Below are 18,449 nucleotides of genomic sequence, written 5' to 3'. Positions count from 1 at the left end.
CATGACGGCGACTGCGTCCAAGCACGACGTGTTTCAGGCCGTGGCCGATCCTACCCGGCGCCAGCTGCTGAAGCTGCTGTCCGTTCAGGAGATGCCCGTAACGGTTCTCAGCAGCCATTTTCCGATGAGCCGGACGGCGGTTTCCAAGCATCTGCGGATTCTGTCGGAGGCAGGGCTGGTGAAGGAAAGGAAGGTCGGCCGCGAGACGAGGTACCGGCTGGACCCGGGGCCTTTGCAGGAGCTCAAGGATTGGTACTCCTATTTTGAACGCTTCTGGGAGAACAAGATGGCAGCCCTGCAGCACTTCGTGGAGTCGGATGGTTCCGAACGCTTCCCTGCTCCGCTGACCCTTGTGGATAAGGAGAAGGAACAAGATTAGCCGGTGATTCAATCGCTCTATACTGAACCATGATCCCTGCATGATGGCCGGGAGGCTGGAAACTAGCATTCGTAAAAATCAAGCGAAACAAGAGACAGCGGTACAAGAGGATCACATCCTTCTGTACCGCTGTTTGGCATGCCGGGAAACGGCGTCCTTTCGGGTTGAGCGTATCGGATAATTGCAAAAAACGGCAAGTGCCTCCTTTTTACAGTTCCGCAAACATACGTTCTTTTCAAAAAAGGTTGTGTTATACTTATATTTAATAGTTTTCGAGGTTTACATACGAAGGAGGCAACACCATGTCGGTTCATTTTCTGATCGGACGATCCGGTAGCGGCAAGACGACGGCGATCCTAAGCGAGATTACGTCCCGGCTGCAAACAGAGCCTAAGGGCAGCCCGCTGATCCTGCTCGTTCCCGAGCAGGGCTCATTCCAGGCGGAGCACAGCCTGGTATCGTCGGGCGCTGTCAAAGGCAGCGTCCGTGCGCAGGTTCTCAGCTTCCGGCGCCTGGCGTACCGGGTGATGCAGGAGACCGGCGGGTCGGCGAGAGTCGGCATCAGCGAAGAAGGCAAAAAAATGCTGCTGTACAAAATCATTCAGCGCCGCAAAGAGGAGCTGAAGCTGTTCGGTGCCTCCGGTGACCAGCTGGGTTTCATAGGCAAGCTGAACGAGCTGTATACCGAGCTCAAGCGGTACTGCGTAGATTCCGCCGTGCTGGAAGAGCATTTGACCCAGCTGACGGAGCAGAAGGCGGCCGCGCCGATCCTGCGCTATAAGCTGGAGGATTTATGGACGGTGTACCGCGACTTTGAACAGGAAATATCACCGCTTTATATAGATGATGAAGATACGCTCGTCACTTTGGCTGAAGGGATTCGCAGCTCGTCGTATGTCAAAGGTGCGGACGTATGGATCGACGGCTTCCACGGGATGACTCCGCAGGAATACGGGGTTGTTCGCGAGCTGATGGCCCATGCGTCATCGGTCACCATTGCGCTCACGCTGGACAAGCCGTACCACGGCAGCATGCAGCCGCATGAGCTGGACCTGTTTCACCCGACCGCCACGACTTACATCAAGCTGAGAGGAATGGCCGATGAGCTGGGCATCGAAACGAACGATTCGATACTGCCGGCATCGGACCTGCCCAAATTCCGCCTCAGCCCGCGGCTTGCTCATTTAGAGCGCGGTTATGACCGGCGGATTCCCTGGAAGGGGCAGGAGAAAGAGCAGGTTCAGGAAATCGAAGGGATTTCCCTCTATGCCGCCGAGAATCGGCGCACCGAAGTGGAAGGGGCTTTGAGGGAGATGCTGCGCCTGGCCAGGGAGGAAGGGGCGAGATACCGCGAAATGGCCGTGTTCGTCCGTAATTTGGGCGATTACGAGCATTTGGTGGAGCCCCTGTTCCGGGACTACGGCATTCCGTTCTTTCTCGACCAGAAGCGAAGCGAGCTGCACCATCCGCTGGTGGAGTTTATTCGTTCCGCACTGGATGTCGTGCGCCGGAACTGGCGGCATGAGGACGTATTCCGCTGCATCAAGAGCGACCTGCTGCTTCCGCTGGACGGGTCGCTGGGGCGGGAGGAGATGGACGTGCTCGAGAACTACGCCCTCGCCTGCGGAATTCAGGGATACCGCTGGACGGACGGCCGCCCGTGGAAAGCCGTTCCGAGCCTGTCCCTGGAGGAAAACGGCGGAGAGCGACGCAGATCCGGAGAGCAGCTTCTCAGCCTGATGGAGCACTGTCGGAGGGTGGTCAGCGAGCCGCTATTGGCATTTGGCAAGCGGGTGAAGAAGGCGGGCAGCGCCGAGGAGCTCAGTACAGCGGTCTTCCGTCTGCTTGAGGAAGCCGACATTCCCGAGAAGCTGGACCTGTGGAGCCGCGAAGCGCTGGAGTCCGGGCGTCCGGAGGCGGCGAGGGAACACCGCCAGCTGTGGGATGCGGTCCTGGAGCTGCTGGATCAGATTGTGGAAATGATGGGTACGGAGAAGATGGCCTTCGAGCTGTTTGCCGGCATTCTGGAAACGGGGCTGAGCGAACTGAAGCTGGGCCTCGTTCCGCCTGCGCTCGATCAGGTGCTGGTCGGCAATATGGACCGGACGCGGACGGGCGGCGTAAAGTACGCGTTTCTGCTTGGCGTCAACGATGGAGTCATCCCGGCTGTGTTTCAGGATGACGGGGTGCTGACCGAACAGGAGCGCTCCCTGCTGTCGCAAACCGGAATGGAGCTGGCGCCTGGCATTTCGCGCAAGCTGCTCGACGAACGGTTCCTGATTTACAACGCCTTGACCTCGGCCAGCAGGCATGTATGGGTCAGCTATCCGGCCGCAGACGATGAGGGCAAGGAGCTGCTGCCGTCTGAAGTAGTGAGGCATGTCCGTAAAATGTTCCCGGGTCTGCCGGTTCGCCGCCTGTCGGCGCAGCCATCGGCAGAGCAGCGGGAAGAAGAGCTGCTTGCGTATTTGTCCCACCCCCGCCAGAGCCTCAGCCATTTGATCATTCAGCTGCGCAAATGGAAGCAGGGCGCGGAAATTCCGCAGCTGTGGTGGGATGTGTACAACTGGTATATCCGGGAACGGGAATGGAAGGGACCGCTGGATATGCTGCTGCGGTCGCTGTTTTACCGCAACGATACCCGCCAGCTGGAGCCGCAGACCAGCCGCAGGCTGTACGGTGCCAAAATCCGGACGAGCGTATCCCGCATGGAGCGGTTCGTGGCCTGCCCGTTTTCGCACTTTGCTTCACACGGGCTGAAGCTGCGCGAACGGCAGCTGTACCGCCTGCAGGCGCCGGATATCGGCCAGCTGTTCCACGCGGCGCTGACCCAAATGGCGCTGCGGCTGCAGGAACAGAAACGGAGCTGGGGAAGCCTGACGGCCGAAGAGTGCCGGCGCGAAGCGGAAACAACGGTAGAGCGCCTCGCTCCGATGCTGCAGGGAGAAATTTTGATGAGCAGCAAGCGCTACGGCTACATTTCGCGCAAGCTCAAAAATATCGTCAGCCGCGCCTCCGTCATTCTGGGCGAGCAGGCACGGCGGGGTAGCTTTGAGCCGGTCGGCCTGGAGCTGGATTTTGGCCCCGGTAAACCGCTGCCTCCGCTGACCTTCTCCCTTGAGAACGGAACGGTGATGGAGGTCATCGGGCGAATCGACCGGGTGGATATGGCCCAAGGCGAAAACGGACTGCTGCTGCGCGTAATCGATTATAAGTCCGGACAGAAGGACCTGCGGCTTCATGAGGTGTACTACGGCTTGTCCCTGCAGATGCTGACCTATCTGGACGTGCTGTTGACCTATGCGGAGCACTGGCTGGGCAGCAAGGCGCTGCCGGCGGGAACGCTGTATTTTCACGTGCATGATCCGATCCTGCAGTCGAGCAACGGGCTGACGATGGAGCAGGCGGCGGAAGAGCTGCTCAAACGGTTTAAAATGAAGGGGCTGCTGCTGGCCGACCGCGACGTCATATCCAAAATGGACGCATCTCTGGACAAAGGCCATTCATCCATCCTTCCGGTTGCCGTCAAATCGGACGGAAGCTTCTACAGCTCCGCATCGGTCGCTACGCCGGATCAGTGGGATACGCTGCTGTCTTCCGTTAGGGACAATATCACCCGGATCGGAACGAGAATTACTGAAGGGGACGTGGACATCGAGCCTTACCGCATCCAGCAGGAGACGGCATGCACGTTCTGTCCGTTTAAGCCGGTGTGCCAGTTTGACGAAAATGTCGAGGGCAACCATTACCATTTGCTCGGCAAGCCAAATAAATCGCAGGTATGGGAAATGATGTCCAGCCGCCAAGGAGGAGATGCGCATGATCGAAATTGAAAAGCCGGCAGGCAGCATGTGGAGCGACGATCAGTGGAAGGCGATTTCGCTTCACGGCGATCACATTCTGGTCGCGGCGGCGGCAGGCTCAGGGAAAACGGCCGTACTGGTCGAACGGATCATCCGGAAAATTTTGAATGAGGAGCAGGGCTTCAGCGTGGACCGGCTGCTTGTCGCCACGTTCACTAAGGCGGCTGCGGCCGAGATGCGTGAGCGCATCCGCGACGCGCTGGATCGGCAGCTGGAGAAGGATCCGGAGAATACCCATCTCCGGCGGCAGCTGTCCCTGCTCGGGCGTGCTTCCATCACGACGCTTCACTCCTTCTGTCTTGAAGTGATCCGCAGGTACTATCAGATGATTCCGATTGATCCGGGGTTCCGGATCCTGAACGAGAATGAAGCCGAGCTTATGCGCCAGGAAATCCTGGAGGAGTTGTTCGAGGAGAAATACGGGGAGCAGCCGGAGGACAGCGATTTTATCGCGCTGGTGGATTGGTTCAGCGGTGAGCGTACGGACGATGCCGTCCACCATTTGGTACAGAGGCTTTATGATTTCTCACGCAGCCACTCCTGGCCCGATCAGTGGCTGCGGGATATGGCCGAGTCCTTTTTGCTGCCGGATACGGCAAGTCTGGGCGAAAGCCAGTGGGTCAAAAGCATCCTTCAGGATGCGAGGCTGGCGCTTGCCGGGGCCGAAGGACTGCTGGAGCAGGCCCGGCGTCTGACACTGCTGCCCGGAGGACCGGGGCCCTATCTGGATAACCTGAACGCCGATCTGGAGGTAGTCCAGTCGCTCAGGGATGCGCTGGACAACCGTCCGTGGGACGAGCTGTTCGAACGCTTTCAGACAGTTTCGTTCAGCAAGCTGAAGAGCTGCCGCAAGGAGGAGACCGACCCGGCACTGCAGGAGAGGGTCAAGGAGCTGCGGGAAGCGGTCAAGAAAACGGTGCAGGATCTGAAAGGGGCGTTGTTTGGCCGGCCGGCCGATGCCTTTCTGGCCGAGCTGCACCGGGCGGCGCCGCTCATGAAGGAGCTGGCGGAGCTCGTCATTGAGTTCGGCGACCGCTATCTTCATGAAAAGCAGAGAAGAAACGCGGTGGATTTCAGCGATCTGGAGCACTACTGCCTGCAAATTTTGCGCCACCCGGATTCGGTGCCGGGTCAGCCGCTCCCTTCGGACGCAGCCATGGAATATCAGGAACAGTTCGACGAGGTGCTGCTGGACGAGTATCAGGACACCAACAGCGTGCAGGAAGATATCGTCAAGCTGATTTCGCGCGAGCTGCCGGGGAACCGGTTCATGGTCGGCGACGTCAAGCAGAGCATCTACCGCTTCCGTCTGGCGGAGCCTAGCCTGTTCTTGGACAAGTACCGCAGGTATGCTTCCGCCGAGGGCGGCGGCATCCGTATCGACCTTGCCCGTAACTTCCGCAGCCGGCTGGAAGTGGTGCATGCCGTGAACATGGTGTTCCGCCAGCTGATGAATGAGACGGTGGCGGAGATCAGCTACGATGAGCGGGCGGAGCTCGTTTACGGAGCTTCTTATCCGGAAGCCCAGCCTGAAGGGGCTTCAGGGCCGTCTCCGTACGTGCCGGAGCTGGTGCTGATTGACAAGGCCAGAGGCGGGGAGGCGTCTGAGGAAGAGCCTCAGGACAGCGACAACGGAGGTCTGATCCAGGAGAGCGAGGCCGCCGAAATGGAGACGGCTCAGCTTGAGGCCAGAGCGATTGCCAAAAAAATACGCGCTATCTTGGGTGACACATCGCCTAGGCCGATGCAGGTGTTCGACAAGGAGACCAAAGCGATGCGGCCTGTCCGTTACGGCGACATGGTCATCCTGCTTCGGTCCGCCTATATTTGGGGGCCGCTGATCATGGAGGAGCTGCGCCAGCTCGGCATCCCTGCCGACGGGGAGCAGAATCAGGGGTATTTCCAGGCGACCGAAGTGGAAATTATGCTGTCCCTGCTCCAGATTATCGATAACCCCCGGCAGGACATTCCGCTTGCAGGCGTGCTGCGCTCGCCGATCGTCGGCCTGACCGAAGAAGATCTGGCACAGGTCCGGTTATGCGGGAAGGGGACGTTCTATGAGGCCGTCATGGCGGCTGCAGGAGGGACGGTTCCCGCGTCTGCGGAGCCTGGAGATTCAATTTCGATTCCGGACGAGGAAGGGATGCTCCCTGCATACGCTGAAAGTGCCGCCGCCCTGGAGTGGGCGGAACAAACGGAAGCAGTGGATGAGGAATTCAGCCTCTCTCCAGAACTGCAGCGGAAGCTGGCAGGGTTCCTGGCTTCGCTGGAACGCTGGCGAAATATTGCCCGTCAAGGCGGCCTGGGGGATCTGATCTGGCTGCTGTACCGGGAAACGGGATATTTGGATTGGGTAGGCGGCCTTCCCGGAGGAATGCAGCGGCAGGACAATCTGAAGGCGCTGCACGACCGGGCGGTCCAGTTTGAACAGACGACATCTTCCCGCGGACTGTTCCGCTTTTTGACGTTTATTTCCAGACTGCGTGACAACGGATCAGATTTGGGCGGACCAGGCACGGCTGAAAGCCGGGACAACGCAGTGCGGATTATGACAATCCATAAGAGTAAGGGCCTCGAATTTCCGGTCGTGTTTTTGGCAGGCATGTCCAAAATGTTCAACCAGCAGGATTTGAACGCATCGTTCCTGATGCATAAAGAGCTTGGCTTCGGACCGAAATTTGTGGATACCGAGAAGAGGGTCAGCTATCCGACGCTCCCGAACCTGGCCATCCGCCGCCGATCCCAGCTTGAGCTGCTTGCCGAGGAAATGCGTGTGCTCTACGTCGGCCTGACCCGGCCGAAAGAAAAGATGATCTTGATCGGGACGGTGAAGGATCTGGAGAAAAAGGTGTCCTCCTGGGCCCAGGTGCAGAGCCGGCCGGAGCTGATGCTCCCCGATTACCTCTTGGCAAGGGGCAGAAGCTACCTCGACTGGGTCGGGCCTGCGCTGATCCGCCACCCGGCGGCCGCCAAGCTGCGCGAGCTCGGCGGTTTGGAAGGCGAGACAGCCTCCGCGCTGGAGAGCGATCCGGCGGATTGGCGCATTTCGATCCTCTCCCCAGAGGATCTCACGCTGGCGGCGCTTGGGGGCTGGGAGATAGCGGAAGAATCGACGCCGGAGCGCCGGCGCAAGCTGAATTCGCTTCTTCGCAGAGAGACGATATTCCCGGGCAGCGATGTGCCGGATGGAGGTTCTTTCTTGTCACCTGACCAAATATCCGCCCGGCTGAACTGGCAGTATCCGCATGCTGCCGCCAGCCGGCTCTCGGCCAAAACGTCCGTGACCGAAATGAAAAGGCTGCTTGCCCTGCAGGACGGGCCCACGCTGGACTGGGTCGAGGAGACCCGGGTTCGGCGGGAGCACAGTTTGCCTGCCTCCCAGCAGACAGGTACGCTTGCCCTGCGCCGGCCCAAATTTATGGAGCAGAGCCGGATGAGTCCTACGGAACGGGGAACGGTGTACCATACCGTCATGCAGCACATCCCTCTGGATGCGGGATTGGTAGATTTGCGGGTCGTTGAAGCCACGCTGCAGCGATTGGTCGACCTGTCGATCCTTACAAGCTCGCAGGCGGAGATCGTGGAGCCGGAGCAAATCGCCTCCTTTTTTGACAGCGACATCGGCAAGAGACTGCAGTCGGCGGAGTGGGTGTCGAGGGAAATGCCTTTCAGCTACGGTCTTCCGGCTCATGAGGCGCACCAAGCGCTGCTTGCGACCGAGCGTTTTAACGAGGGGAACATCATACCGATGAAGGCAACGGATGCAGAAACCCAGGCTTCGGACGAAGTGGTGCTCATTCAGGGGATCGTCGACTGTCTGTTCCGTCAGGACGGTAAATATGTCATCGTCGACTATAAAACCGACCGGGTGCTGGAACACCGCGGCGGAATAGCCGCTCTGGCGGAGAGCTATCGGTTCCAGCTGGAACTGTATGCCCGGGCGCTGGAAGATATATTAGGTGAGGCGGTCCAGGAGAAATGGCTGTACTTTGTGGATGCTAAGCAGTCCGTGTTGCTGTAGTGGAGTGTTCAAAGCTCATATATTTAAATTAAATAAGACATGTGCTTTTTGATTTGGTAGTATTTTCGATTGGACAGGTTTCTTCGGTTGATAGATTTCTTGATCTGATCGTTTTTTAAAATGGCAGTTTGATCGTTTTTTAGAATCGATATTTAATAGAGTCGATAGTAGTCGATAGTTTAATGGAATCAATAGTTTAATAGAATTCGATTGTATTCTTAGACGCGATCGGGTTTAGGAATGGATCGTTGGCTGAGTGTTTTCATTTTTAGGTGTGACCCATACACGGCATGAATCCGTCTGGGTTCACGGCTTGCGCGAAAGCAAGTTCAGGAGGGAGAAGCAGGATGCGCATACTTCACACGGGTGACTGGCACTTTGGACGGACGCTCGAGGGCCGGAGCCGGATGAAAGAGCAGGAAGATTTCGTTGAGGAACTGGTCCGGATCGTACACGATCAGAAGATTGATGTGGTCATGATGGCCGGGGATGTCTATGATTCGGTCAATCCGCCGGCGGCAGCGGAACAGCTGTTTTATGAGGCGGCGGCCCGGCTGACGGAAGGAGGGACGCCGCTCGTGGTCATTGCGGGCAATCATGATCAGCCCGAGCGGGTTTCGTCGGTAACGCCGCTGGTCGCCCGGCAAGGGATCACGCTGGTCGGGCTTCCCGTGGCCGAAGCCGTCACGGTTCAAGCGGTCCGGACCGGGGAGATCGCCAAGATTGCGGCGCTCCCTTATCCGTCCGAAGCCCGCTTAAATGAGCTGCTCGCCGCCGAAGGCGACGAAGAGGAGCTCCGCCGCGCATACAGCGCCCGCGTAGGCATGCTGATGCGGAAATTGGCGTCAAGCTTTACGCCCGAGACCGTCAATTTGGCCATGAGCCACATTTACGTGCTTGGCGGCGTGGAAAGCGACTCGGAACGGCCGATACAGGTCGGAGGCGCGTATACGGTGGACCCATCGGCGCTTGCGGTTGGAGCCCAGTATACGGCGCTTGGCCACCTGCACCGGCCTCAGGCGGTCAAGGGTGATGGAATGATCCGCTACAGCGGGTCCCCGCTCGCCTACAGCTTTTCCGAGGCCGGTCAAGCGAAGTCCGTTTCCATCATCGATGTGGCCCCGGGGCAGCAGCCCGTAATGGAGGAGGTTTATTTGTCCTGCGGCCGGCCGTTAATCCGGTGGAAAGCAAAGGGTGGACTGGAGGAAGTTCATCGCTGGCTGGATGAAGGCAGGGATGCGAACGGTTTTATCGATCTGGAGATTTCGCTGACCGAAGCAATGTCTCTTGGGGATATTCACAGGCTGCGCAAAAGTCACGAAGGGTTCGTACATATCCGTCCCGTGTATCCTGAGATGGAACAGGTCGAGGTGGAGTACAGCCGGTCGAGCCTGCCGGTGCCTGAGCTGTTCCGGAAGTTCTACCAGCGCCAGACCGGAGGAGCCGAGCCGGATGATGCGCTCGTTGAATTGTTCCTTGCGCTCACTTCGGAAGACGCAGAGGTAAAGGAGGAAGTGTAACATGAAGCCGATCACACTGAAGTTGTCGGGTCTGCAGAGCTATCGCGAAATGCAGCAGATCGATTTTGACGAGCTGTGCCAGATGGGGCTGTTCGGTATTTTTGGACCGACGGGCAGCGGCAAATCGACGCTTCTGGACGCGATGACCCTGGCTCTGTACGGCAAAGTCGAACGTGCGGTGAACGGCACGCAGGGCATCATGAACCATTCGGAAGATGCACTGTACGTCTCCTTTACCTTTGAACTCAGTTCCGCGGACGGACCGAAGCGGTACAGAGTGGAGCGCCGTTTTAAAAGAACCAACGAGCTCTCAGTCAGCAATACGGTTAGCCGGTTTATCGAGGTCACCGCGGAAGGTGAAACGGTTATGGCAGACAAGCTGGCTGAAGTCACCCGCTGCGTGGAAGACAAAATCGGTCTGAAAATGGAAGACTTTACGCGGGCCGTCGTCCTTCCCCAGGGGAAGTTCGCCGAGTTTCTGTCGCTGAAGGGCAGTGAGCGCAGGCAGATGCTGCAGCGCCTGTTCCATTTGGAAAAATACGGCGACCTGCTCGCGCAGAAGCTCAGCCGGCGGGTGAAGGACAACGATGCTGCGCTGAAGGAAGTGGAGGCGGAGCAGCAAGGCCTCGGCAGCGCAGGCGCGGAAGCGGTGGACGAAGCGAGGAACAGACTCAAGGAAGCCGCCTTGGAGGCAGAGGCCTCGCGGCTGAAGCTGCGGCAAATGACCGAGGAGGCCGAGAAGACCGGCAAATTCAGGGAGATGCAGCTGGAGAAGGAGCGGCGTGAACAGGAGCTCCAACGGCTGTCCGCCGAAGAAGAAGCGATTGTCCGGCTGGAGCGCCGGCTGGGACAGTCTGCTGCGGCCCGGGCAATCATGCCTTTGTATACGCAGTGGACGGACAGCAGGCAGGAATGGGACAACCGCACCCGGGAGGCGGAGCAGCTTCAGACGAAGGCTGCGGCCGCGGATACGGCGGCCCGGGAGGCCGCTGCCGCCGATGATGCGTCGCACCGGGAGCTTGCCGCTGAGGAGCCGAAGCTGCTGCAGCGCCAGGAGCAGCTGGAGCAGGCGGTACTGCTGCAGCGGGAGCGGGACGAGCTGAAGACTGTGCTGCAGCAGCTGGCTGAGCAGCGGTCAAAGACGGCCCATGAAAGCAAGGAACGGACTGAAGCTCTGGCCAAGGAGCAGGAGCTGCTTGCCAAAGGGCTCAAGCGGCAGTCCGAGCTGCAGGAAAGCCTGAAGGGGCTGGAAGTGAAAGCGAAGGACCGTGAACGGCTGCATAAGGCGATGCGGCACGTTCAGCAGCTGGGAGCAAGCGAGCAGCGGCTGCGGAGCGCTGAGGATGAATTTAAAGAGCATAGCGAGAAGCAAAGCAGAGCCGAAGCGCTGTTGCAGCAGGCTGCGCAGGAGCGGGAGCAGCATTTGCAGGAGCAGAAGCGGTTCGCGCTCGCGGTTTCGGCCCATATGGAGCAGGTTCTGGGCCATGACAGCCGGATGGAGGCGGCGTTGTCCCGCCTCGACCAGGAAGAGGCGCTGGTCCGTTCTTCCTCCAAAGAGCGGGAGCTCCACGCGCTTTCGCTGGCGCTGGCCGCCGAGCTGCGCCCGGGAGAACCGTGTCCGGTATGCGGTTCATCCCATCATCCGGCACCGGTATCTCCGGATCAGGATGCGCCTGTTGCGGATGACGGTCTGCTGGAACTGCTGCGGCTTCTCCGCCAGCAGCTGCAGGAGCTGCGGCTGAGCGGGCGCCAGCTTGTACATGAGACCCGGAGCTTGCTGGAATCGTACGAGCCCGGGGTCCAGGTGGGGGCAGGGGCTCCCTTCAAGGCCGGTTCTGGCCCGCTGGAAGGCGCAGGCGAAGCGGCCGCTGCTCTCGAACTGGTCTCGGATCCGGAGCAAGTGGAGTCATTTTCCAGGCCCGCGTGGGAATCCCGGATCCGGAAAATGGAGGAGGACGCCGAAGCGTTGGCATCCTCCACGAGACAGCTTCAGCGCGAGCATGCCGCGCTGAAGGAGCGGGGGGAAGCGCTGAGCGCGCTGCAGGTGAAGCGGACGGCTGAAATCGAGTCGCTTCGGGAAACGTTCACCAAGCTGGGCGACCGATTTGAAACGGAGAAGCGGGAATACCTAAGGCTTCAGGAGGAGTGGCGCCGGGAGCTTCCGGACCTTCAGCCGGAGCAGGCGGACCGTTTGTCCGCGGAAATCCAGCAGAAGGATGCGCAGGCCGAAGAGATCCGCGAGCGGCTGCAGATCAGCATCCCTTTTATCGAGGAGAAAACGGCCTCGGTCCAATCGCTGGAGCGGCAGATCAACGATCTCGACAAGTCGCTCATTCAATGGGATGCCCAGCTGCAGGGCAAGCAGGATTTGCTGGCCGAGAAGGAGCGGCGCCTTCAGGCCTGGGTCGGCAGCGAGTCCGCCGACCGGCTGCTGGAAGGCTGCAAGCAGCGCCTGCTCTCCCTTCGGGAAGCTGCGGCGCGCTCCAAAGAGAAGCGTCAGGCAGCCGAGCAGCTTAAGCATGAAGCAGCCAAAGCGGCGGCGATGGCAGCCCAGGCGGCGGAATCCGCGGAGGAGCACTGCCGAAAAGCGCAGGCCCGCTGGGACGAGCAGTTGGCGGCTTCTCCGTTCGCCACGTCGGAGGAAGTGGCAGACGCCTGCATGCCGCCTGACGAAGAAGTGCACAGCGCGGAGCGGGTCCGGCTGCACCGCGAACGGGAGCAGGAGATTAAGGTGCAGCTCCGCCATTTGGCAGAGCAGCTGGACGGCCGCGGCGTGACCGAAGAAGAGTGGCAGCGGATCTCCGCGGAGCTGGCTGCCTGCCGGGAGCGCGATGAGACGGCGCTTCAGCAGCGGGCAAGGGCGGAGCGAGACCTGGACGACGTGGAGAAGCGTCATGTCCGCTGGTCGCAGCTGGAGCTAGTACGCAAGCAGCGGCAGCAGGAAGCCGAGAAGCTCTCCAAGCTGCAGTCCTGTCTCCGGGGCAATGCCTTCGTCGAATACATTGCCGAGGAGCAGCTGATGCAGGTCAGCCAGGCTGCTTCGCAGCGTCTGCGCTTCTTGACCAAGCAGCGCTATGCGCTGGAGGTCGATTCCGGGGGAGGCTTCCTGATTCGGGATGACGCCAACGGCGGGGTGCGCCGTCCGGTGTCTACCCTGTCCGGAGGCGAGACCTTCTTGACCTCCCTGTCCCTTGCGCTGGCCCTGTCTGCGCAAATTCAGCTCCGGGGCCAATATCCTTTGCAGTTTTTCTTCCTTGACGAAGGTTTCGGGACGCTGGATCCCGAGCTGCTCGATACGGTAATCACTTCTTTGGAGAAGCTGCATAACGATCATTTGTCGGTCGGCATCATCAGCCATGTGCCCGAGCTGCGGGCCCGTCTTCCGCGCAAGCTGATCGTGATGCCTGCCGAGCAGGCCGGAGGCGGCTCGCGGATCGTTCCTGAAACGCTGTAGGCCATCATCCATAATTTTTTGAAAAAGACAGTAGCCATTCGCCCAGCCTTGAATACGATGTTGATGTAAATCTTCTGAAATTGGGAGGCTGTGAAGGGCAATGGAAAAGTTTGAGGCCATAGAGTTATGCAAAAAACATATGTACCGCTATGTCCGCGCGACAATGGCGGACGGAAGCGTACATGACGGATTTGTGGAAAGTGTTGATGAGGAGAAGCTGTATCTGGCAGTACCGGTCGGCCATGAAAACGTGTCGCCTGCACATGTGTCGCCGAATGCGAACGTAGCTCCGACGTATGTGTCACCTGCACATGTGTCGCCGAACGCGAACGTAGCTCCGACGTATGTGTCGCCTGCAAACGTGTCACCGAACGCAAACGTAGCTCCGACGTATGTGTCGCCTGCTAACGTGTCACCAAACGTGGCTCCGGCTCATGTAGCTCCGGCCAACGTGGCGCCAGCGGTGATGCCGGTCCATCATGGCTGCTACCACCCTTGCGGAGGTTTCCCGGGATATGACTACCGAGCATTTTTCCCAGGGTTCTATCCTCCGTTTGGATACGGCTACGGCTTTGGGTACCCGTTCTACGGACGCCGCTTTAACCGTTTGATTCTGCCTCTGGCCGGATTGACGGCGCTGTCGCTGCTGCCATTTTTTTAATATCTGATATAACGTACGAATCTGAAGAGGGATACCGGGAGAACCGGTGTCCCTTTTCTTTTGGATTCGGCGCGCCAGCCGAACTATTTCTAAGTAGGATACAGCGGGGACATTGGACGGGTCATTTTATATCCGGTATGATAAGAAAAGAAAATCTCTTACATATTAAAGGAGGCAACAATCCGATGGATTGCCTGTTTTGCAAAATCGTTGAAGGGAGCATCCCTTCCCAGAAAGTCTTTGAAAACGAACGGATCCTGGTATTTCGTGACATTCAGCCGGCCGCGCCGGTTCACGTGCTGATCATCCCGAAAAAGCATATCGCCTCAATGAACGAGGTTCAGGAGGAGGATCTCCCGCTGATCGCCGAAATGCATCAGGTGGCCCAGCAGGTCGCCAAGGATCTGGGCGTCAATGAGTCGGGATACCGGCTCATCAACAATTGCGGACCGGATAGCGGACAAGCGGTCCACCATATCCACTATCACCTGCTCGGAGGGGCCAAACTGGGCGCCCTGACCGGAATTTCCGACTCTCACGCATAAGCTTGTACCCCGGCAAATCCGGCCTTTGGTGAAAAAATAGGCCCTGAGGTTGACACCCTATTTCTCTTTCACCTATAATTAAGTTTGATGAACCGTGTTATTGCTCTTGGACGGTCTGGTCGGAGGGAGGGAAAACTGGTGTCTGAAACTAAAGTTCGCAAAAACGAGACTATTGATGCTGCACTTCGCCGCTTTAAGCGCTCCATCGCTAAGGATGGCGTATTGGCTGAGGTGAAGAAACGTAAGCATTATGAAAAGCCAAGCGTAAAGCGCAAGAAAAAGTCCGAGGCTGCTCGTAAGAGAAAGTTTTAGGAGGATTTGAACTAGCATGAATCTTAGCGAACGATTGAACGAAGATATGAAGCAGGCGATGAAGAGTAAAGACAAGTTCAAACTCTCCACGATTCGAATGGTTCGTTCGACGATCAAGAATCTTGAAATAGATTTGAAAAGAACTTTGGATGACAACGAAGTGCTTGATATCCTCAGTCGTGAAATCAAACAGCGCAAAGATGCCCTCCAAGAATTTCAAAAAGCAGACCGCGAGGACCTTGCGGAACATGCAAAAGCAGAAATCGAGATTATCGGTCAGTATCTTCCCGCACAGCTTTCCGAAGAAGAAATTAAAGTTATTGTACAGCAGACCATCCAGGAAACCGGTGCTTCTTCGAAAGCCGACATGGGGAAAGTGATGAGCGCGCTCATGCCGAAGGTAAAGGGACGCTCAGACGGCAAACTTGTGAACCAAGTGGTTCAACAATTTCTGCAATAAACATAAGTGAAACACCCCTGATTTCAGGGGTGTTTTTTCATTTTCTGAAACGATTCCCTTCTATGATGCGTAATAACTACCATATGATGGACAATATAACGGGAATGTGGAAAGGAGGGGTAAGGTGAATTTGGCCAAAAAGGGGCTTAAGTCTCTCGTAATGATGCTGATGCTCATATTTTTGGTTGCCGGCAATTGGCTTCCCGGGCGGGCATCCGCCGAAACCGGTGAGAAGAGCGGCCCGGTCTATATTATACCGGTAGACCAGGAAATTGAGACGGGGCTTGAGAAGTTCATGCGCCGCGGTTTTAACGAAGCGGCCAAGATGAATGCCGGGCTCGTTGTGCTCGAGATCAACACGCCGGGCGGGCTTGTCGATACCGCCGACAAAATCGGGCAGATGATCCGTGACAGCAAGATCCCTACGCTTGCTTACATTCAAGGCAATGCCGCTTCGGCCGGCAGCTATATCGCGCTGAATGCGGATAAAATCGCCATGAAGCCAGGCAGCATGATCGGTGCCGCCGCCATGGTGGACCGTACAGGAAAACGCGTGGATGATGCCAAGCTGGTCGCGTACTGGAAGTCGAAAATGAGCGCAGCGGCTGAGTCCAGCGGACGGGACAGCAAAATCGCCGAGGGTATGGCGGATATCAACATGGTCGTCGACATGCCGGCGATCGGTGAGAAGAAAGAGAAAGGCGATATTATCGCCTTGTCGAGCGAACAGGCTTTGAAGGTCGGATATGCCGATCATATCGCATCAACGCCTGAAGAAGCGATTCAATGGATGGGGTACTCGACGGATGACGTTTTCCGGGTCGAGCATACCGGTGCGGAGAAGGTCGCAGCCTTTCTGACACATCCAACCGTAATGATCATTTTGCTGTTCCTGGGGATCGCCGGTGTCGTCATCGAGCTAATGATACCTGGCTTTGGCGTTCCGGGGATCGTAGGCGTAGTGGCCTTTGTACTGTATTTCTTCGGTAACTATGTGGCGGGATTCGCAGGATCCGAGACGTGGCTGCTCTTTATTATCGGGCTCATTCTTATGATTCTAGAAATGTTTGTCCCGAGCTTCGGCATCCTCGGTATTCTGGGCGCTGTCAGCCTGATTGCGGGCGTTGTCCGGGCAGCTTACGATACGACGCACGCCTTGTTCTCGCTCGGGATCGCATTTGCGGCGGCCGTCGTGGTCGTGGTGATCGTCGCGATCATATTTAAGGAGAAGGGCATTTGGAACCGCTTCATCCTGAAAGAATCGCTGACCAAGGAGCAGGGCTTCGTTCCGACCGATGCGAAGGAGGATTTGCTTGGAAAATCAGGCGTTAGCGTGACTCCGCTCCGTCCGGCCGGTACCGTGGATGTGGAAGGCGAGCGGATCGACGTCGTAACGGACGGAGAGTTTGTTGCGGCGGGCACACCGGTCAAGGTCGTTCGCGTCGAAGGTGCGAGAATTGTCGTAAAGCCGGAATAATGCTGGCTTTTTAGCGAGATTCGTGTAACATGTTGTAAAGAACCTGGAAAGAATGTCACATGAAACCAATTGATTACCTGGAGGTTGATAGGCAGTATGGATGGAACTTCTCTTATCACGGTATTACTGATTGCGGTTGTCATCATTATTGTGCTCAGCGTATTTTTCAGCTTTTTCCCGGTCATGCTCTGGATCTCGGCTTTGGCGTCCGGCGTCCGGATCGGAATTATTACGCTGGTGGCCATGAGACTGCGGCGCGTCACGCCGAGCCGGATCGTCAATCCGCTCATCAAGGCGACGAAGGCGGGGCTGGGTCTTAACATCAATCAGCTGGAAAGTCACTATTTGGCCGGTGGTAACGTGGACCGGGTAGTTAACGCCCTCATTGCGGCCCAGCGCGCCAACATTCCGCTCGAATTTACGCGCGCCGCCGCCATCGACCTGGCTGGCCGCGACGTACTGCAGGCCGTTCAGATGAGCGTCAACCCGAGAGTCATTGAGACTCCGGTCGTAGCCGCCGTTGCGAAGAACGGGATTGAAGTGAAGGTTAAGGCCCGGGTTACGGTCCGTGCCAATATCGACCGTCTCGTCGGCGGTGCGGGTGAAGAAACGATTATTGCCCGCGTAGGGGAAGGGATCGTAACGACCGTCGGTTCCAGTGACATGCACAAGGACGTACTGGAGAACCCGGACTCCATTTCCCGGACCGTATTGGCCAAGGGGCTGGATGCGGGAACCGCTTTTGAAATTCTGTCGATCGATATCGCCGACGTGGATGTAGGCAAGAACATCGGGGCTTACCTGCAGACCGAGCAGGCCGAAGCCGATAAGCGGATCGCCCAGGCGAAAGCCGAGGAACGCCGTGCGATGGCGGTAGCTCAAGAACAGGAAATGAAGGCACGCGTCGTCGAGATGAGAGCGCGGGTTGTGGAATCCGAATCCGAAGTGCCGCTCGCCATGGCGGAAGCCCTTCGCTCAGGAAAGATTGGCGTCATGGATTACATGAACCTGAAGAATATTGAAGCCGATACCCAAATGCGCGGCTCGCTGGGCAAAATGGGGGATAGCGGAGATGGCGGCGGCAGTCCGAAAAATAACAAGTAGGGAATGAGCATCCATGTGGATCATTGAACACTTTTACTGGATCCTGATCATTGGATTTGCGGTCATCTCTGCGCTGAGCAAAAGAGGAAACAAATCGAAGCAGAGGCAGCAGCCCCGGGGCATGCCCACGTTCGGGGGAGAAGGCCGCCCGTATCAACGACGGGACGAAGCGGACGATTACGATGAGGACGAGGATGAGGAATACGATGAGGGCCGTCCAGATCCGGCATACGGCTCCCGGCCACGGCCCCAGGAACCTGCCGGCAGAAGGAGCTCTCCGTTCGGATCGTATGATTCGTCAGCCCCTGAACCGCCAGTATATTCCCAAGACTACCGTCCGGCTCCGGACTATGATACCGGCGAAGGAGTATCCTCGATGTGGGCGGAGGAGAAGCCGTCCCCGGTACAGGCTACGCTGGAGGATCGAACCCGTACCATGCAGCAGGAGATCAACAGGGTGAACGCTTCTCTGGACAAAATATCGACGCAAATGGATATGGGGGCTGACAGGGCGGCTGACCGTGAGGCAGTTGTCCCGGTATCCCCTTTGGCCGAGCAGGCCAGACAAGGGATCATCTGGGCTGAAATTCTCGGCCCGCCCCGCTCCAAACGCCCGTTGAATCCGCGAAAATAACGATAATTTAGAAGTGAGG

The 18,449-nt window shown here is 57.8% G+C and carries 12 protein-coding genes; all 12 read left to right on the top strand.

The window, feature by feature from the left end; genetic code table 11:
• Position 1: 1 nt before the first annotated feature.
• A complete protein-coding gene (locus tag BCV73_RS19195) occupies positions 2-379 on the top strand; it encodes an ArsR/SmtB family transcription factor (RefSeq protein ID WP_089548219.1) in 378 nt (125 codons plus the stop codon).
• Between the two features lie 302 nt (positions 380-681).
• Entirely contained in the window at positions 682-4,212 is a 3,531-nt protein-coding gene (gene addB / locus BCV73_RS19190) for a helicase-exonuclease AddAB subunit AddB (RefSeq protein ID WP_089548218.1), read from the top strand.
• Complete coding sequence (addA, locus tag BCV73_RS19185) at positions 4,193-8,263, top strand: helicase-exonuclease AddAB subunit AddA (protein WP_089548217.1); 4,071 nt, start codon at positions 4,193-4,195, stop codon at positions 8,261-8,263. The genes addB and addA overlap by 20 nt, the downstream gene beginning before the upstream one ends.
• Positions 8,264-8,610: 347 nt before the next feature.
• Complete coding sequence (locus tag BCV73_RS19180) at positions 8,611-9,783, top strand: exonuclease SbcCD subunit D (RefSeq protein ID WP_089548216.1); 1,173 nt, start codon at positions 8,611-8,613, stop codon at positions 9,781-9,783.
• A gap of 1 nt (position 9,784) precedes the next feature.
• The gene (locus BCV73_RS19175) at positions 9,785-13,237 is read left to right on the top strand and encodes an AAA family ATPase (RefSeq protein WP_089548215.1); all 3,453 of its coding nucleotides are present in this window, start codon (positions 9,785-9,787) and stop codon (positions 13,235-13,237) included.
• Between the two features lie 100 nt (positions 13,238-13,337).
• Positions 13,338-13,898, top strand: a complete 561-nt coding sequence (locus tag BCV73_RS19170) for a RodZ family helix-turn-helix domain-containing protein (protein WP_089548214.1) — start codon at positions 13,338-13,340, stop codon at positions 13,896-13,898.
• A 185-nt stretch (positions 13,899-14,083) separates the two neighbouring features.
• Complete coding sequence (locus BCV73_RS19165) at positions 14,084-14,443, top strand: histidine triad nucleotide-binding protein (protein WP_076169798.1); 360 nt, start codon at positions 14,084-14,086, stop codon at positions 14,441-14,443.
• 138 nt (positions 14,444-14,581) lie between these two features.
• Complete coding sequence (gene rpsU, locus BCV73_RS19160) at positions 14,582-14,755, top strand: 30S ribosomal protein S21 (RefSeq protein ID WP_005547957.1); 174 nt, start codon at positions 14,582-14,584, stop codon at positions 14,753-14,755.
• 16 nt (positions 14,756-14,771) lie between these two features.
• Complete coding sequence (locus tag BCV73_RS19155) at positions 14,772-15,215, top strand: GatB/YqeY domain-containing protein (protein ID WP_076169799.1); 444 nt, start codon at positions 14,772-14,774, stop codon at positions 15,213-15,215.
• 169 nt (positions 15,216-15,384) lie between these two features.
• On the top strand, positions 15,385-16,692 hold the full coding sequence (locus BCV73_RS19150; RefSeq protein ID WP_256993152.1) for an NfeD family protein: 1,308 nt from the start codon (positions 15,385-15,387) through the stop codon (positions 16,690-16,692).
• Between the two features lie 96 nt (positions 16,693-16,788).
• Positions 16,789-17,796, top strand: a complete 1,008-nt coding sequence (gene floA / locus BCV73_RS19145) for a flotillin-like protein FloA (protein ID WP_076169800.1) — start codon at positions 16,789-16,791, stop codon at positions 17,794-17,796.
• A gap of 13 nt (positions 17,797-17,809) precedes the next feature.
• Positions 17,810-18,430, top strand: a complete 621-nt coding sequence (locus BCV73_RS19140; protein ID WP_089548213.1) for a hypothetical protein — start codon at positions 17,810-17,812, stop codon at positions 18,428-18,430.
• Positions 18,431-18,449 lie beyond the last annotated feature (19 nt).

This window comes from Paenibacillus sp. SSG-1, assembly GCF_002224835.1.
GTDB classification, from domain to species: domain Bacteria; phylum Bacillota; class Bacilli; order Paenibacillales; family Paenibacillaceae; genus Paenibacillus_AQ; species Paenibacillus_AQ favisporus.
Note: the sequence above shows the minus strand (reverse complement) of the source record. Positions and strands in the feature narration are given on the sequence as shown.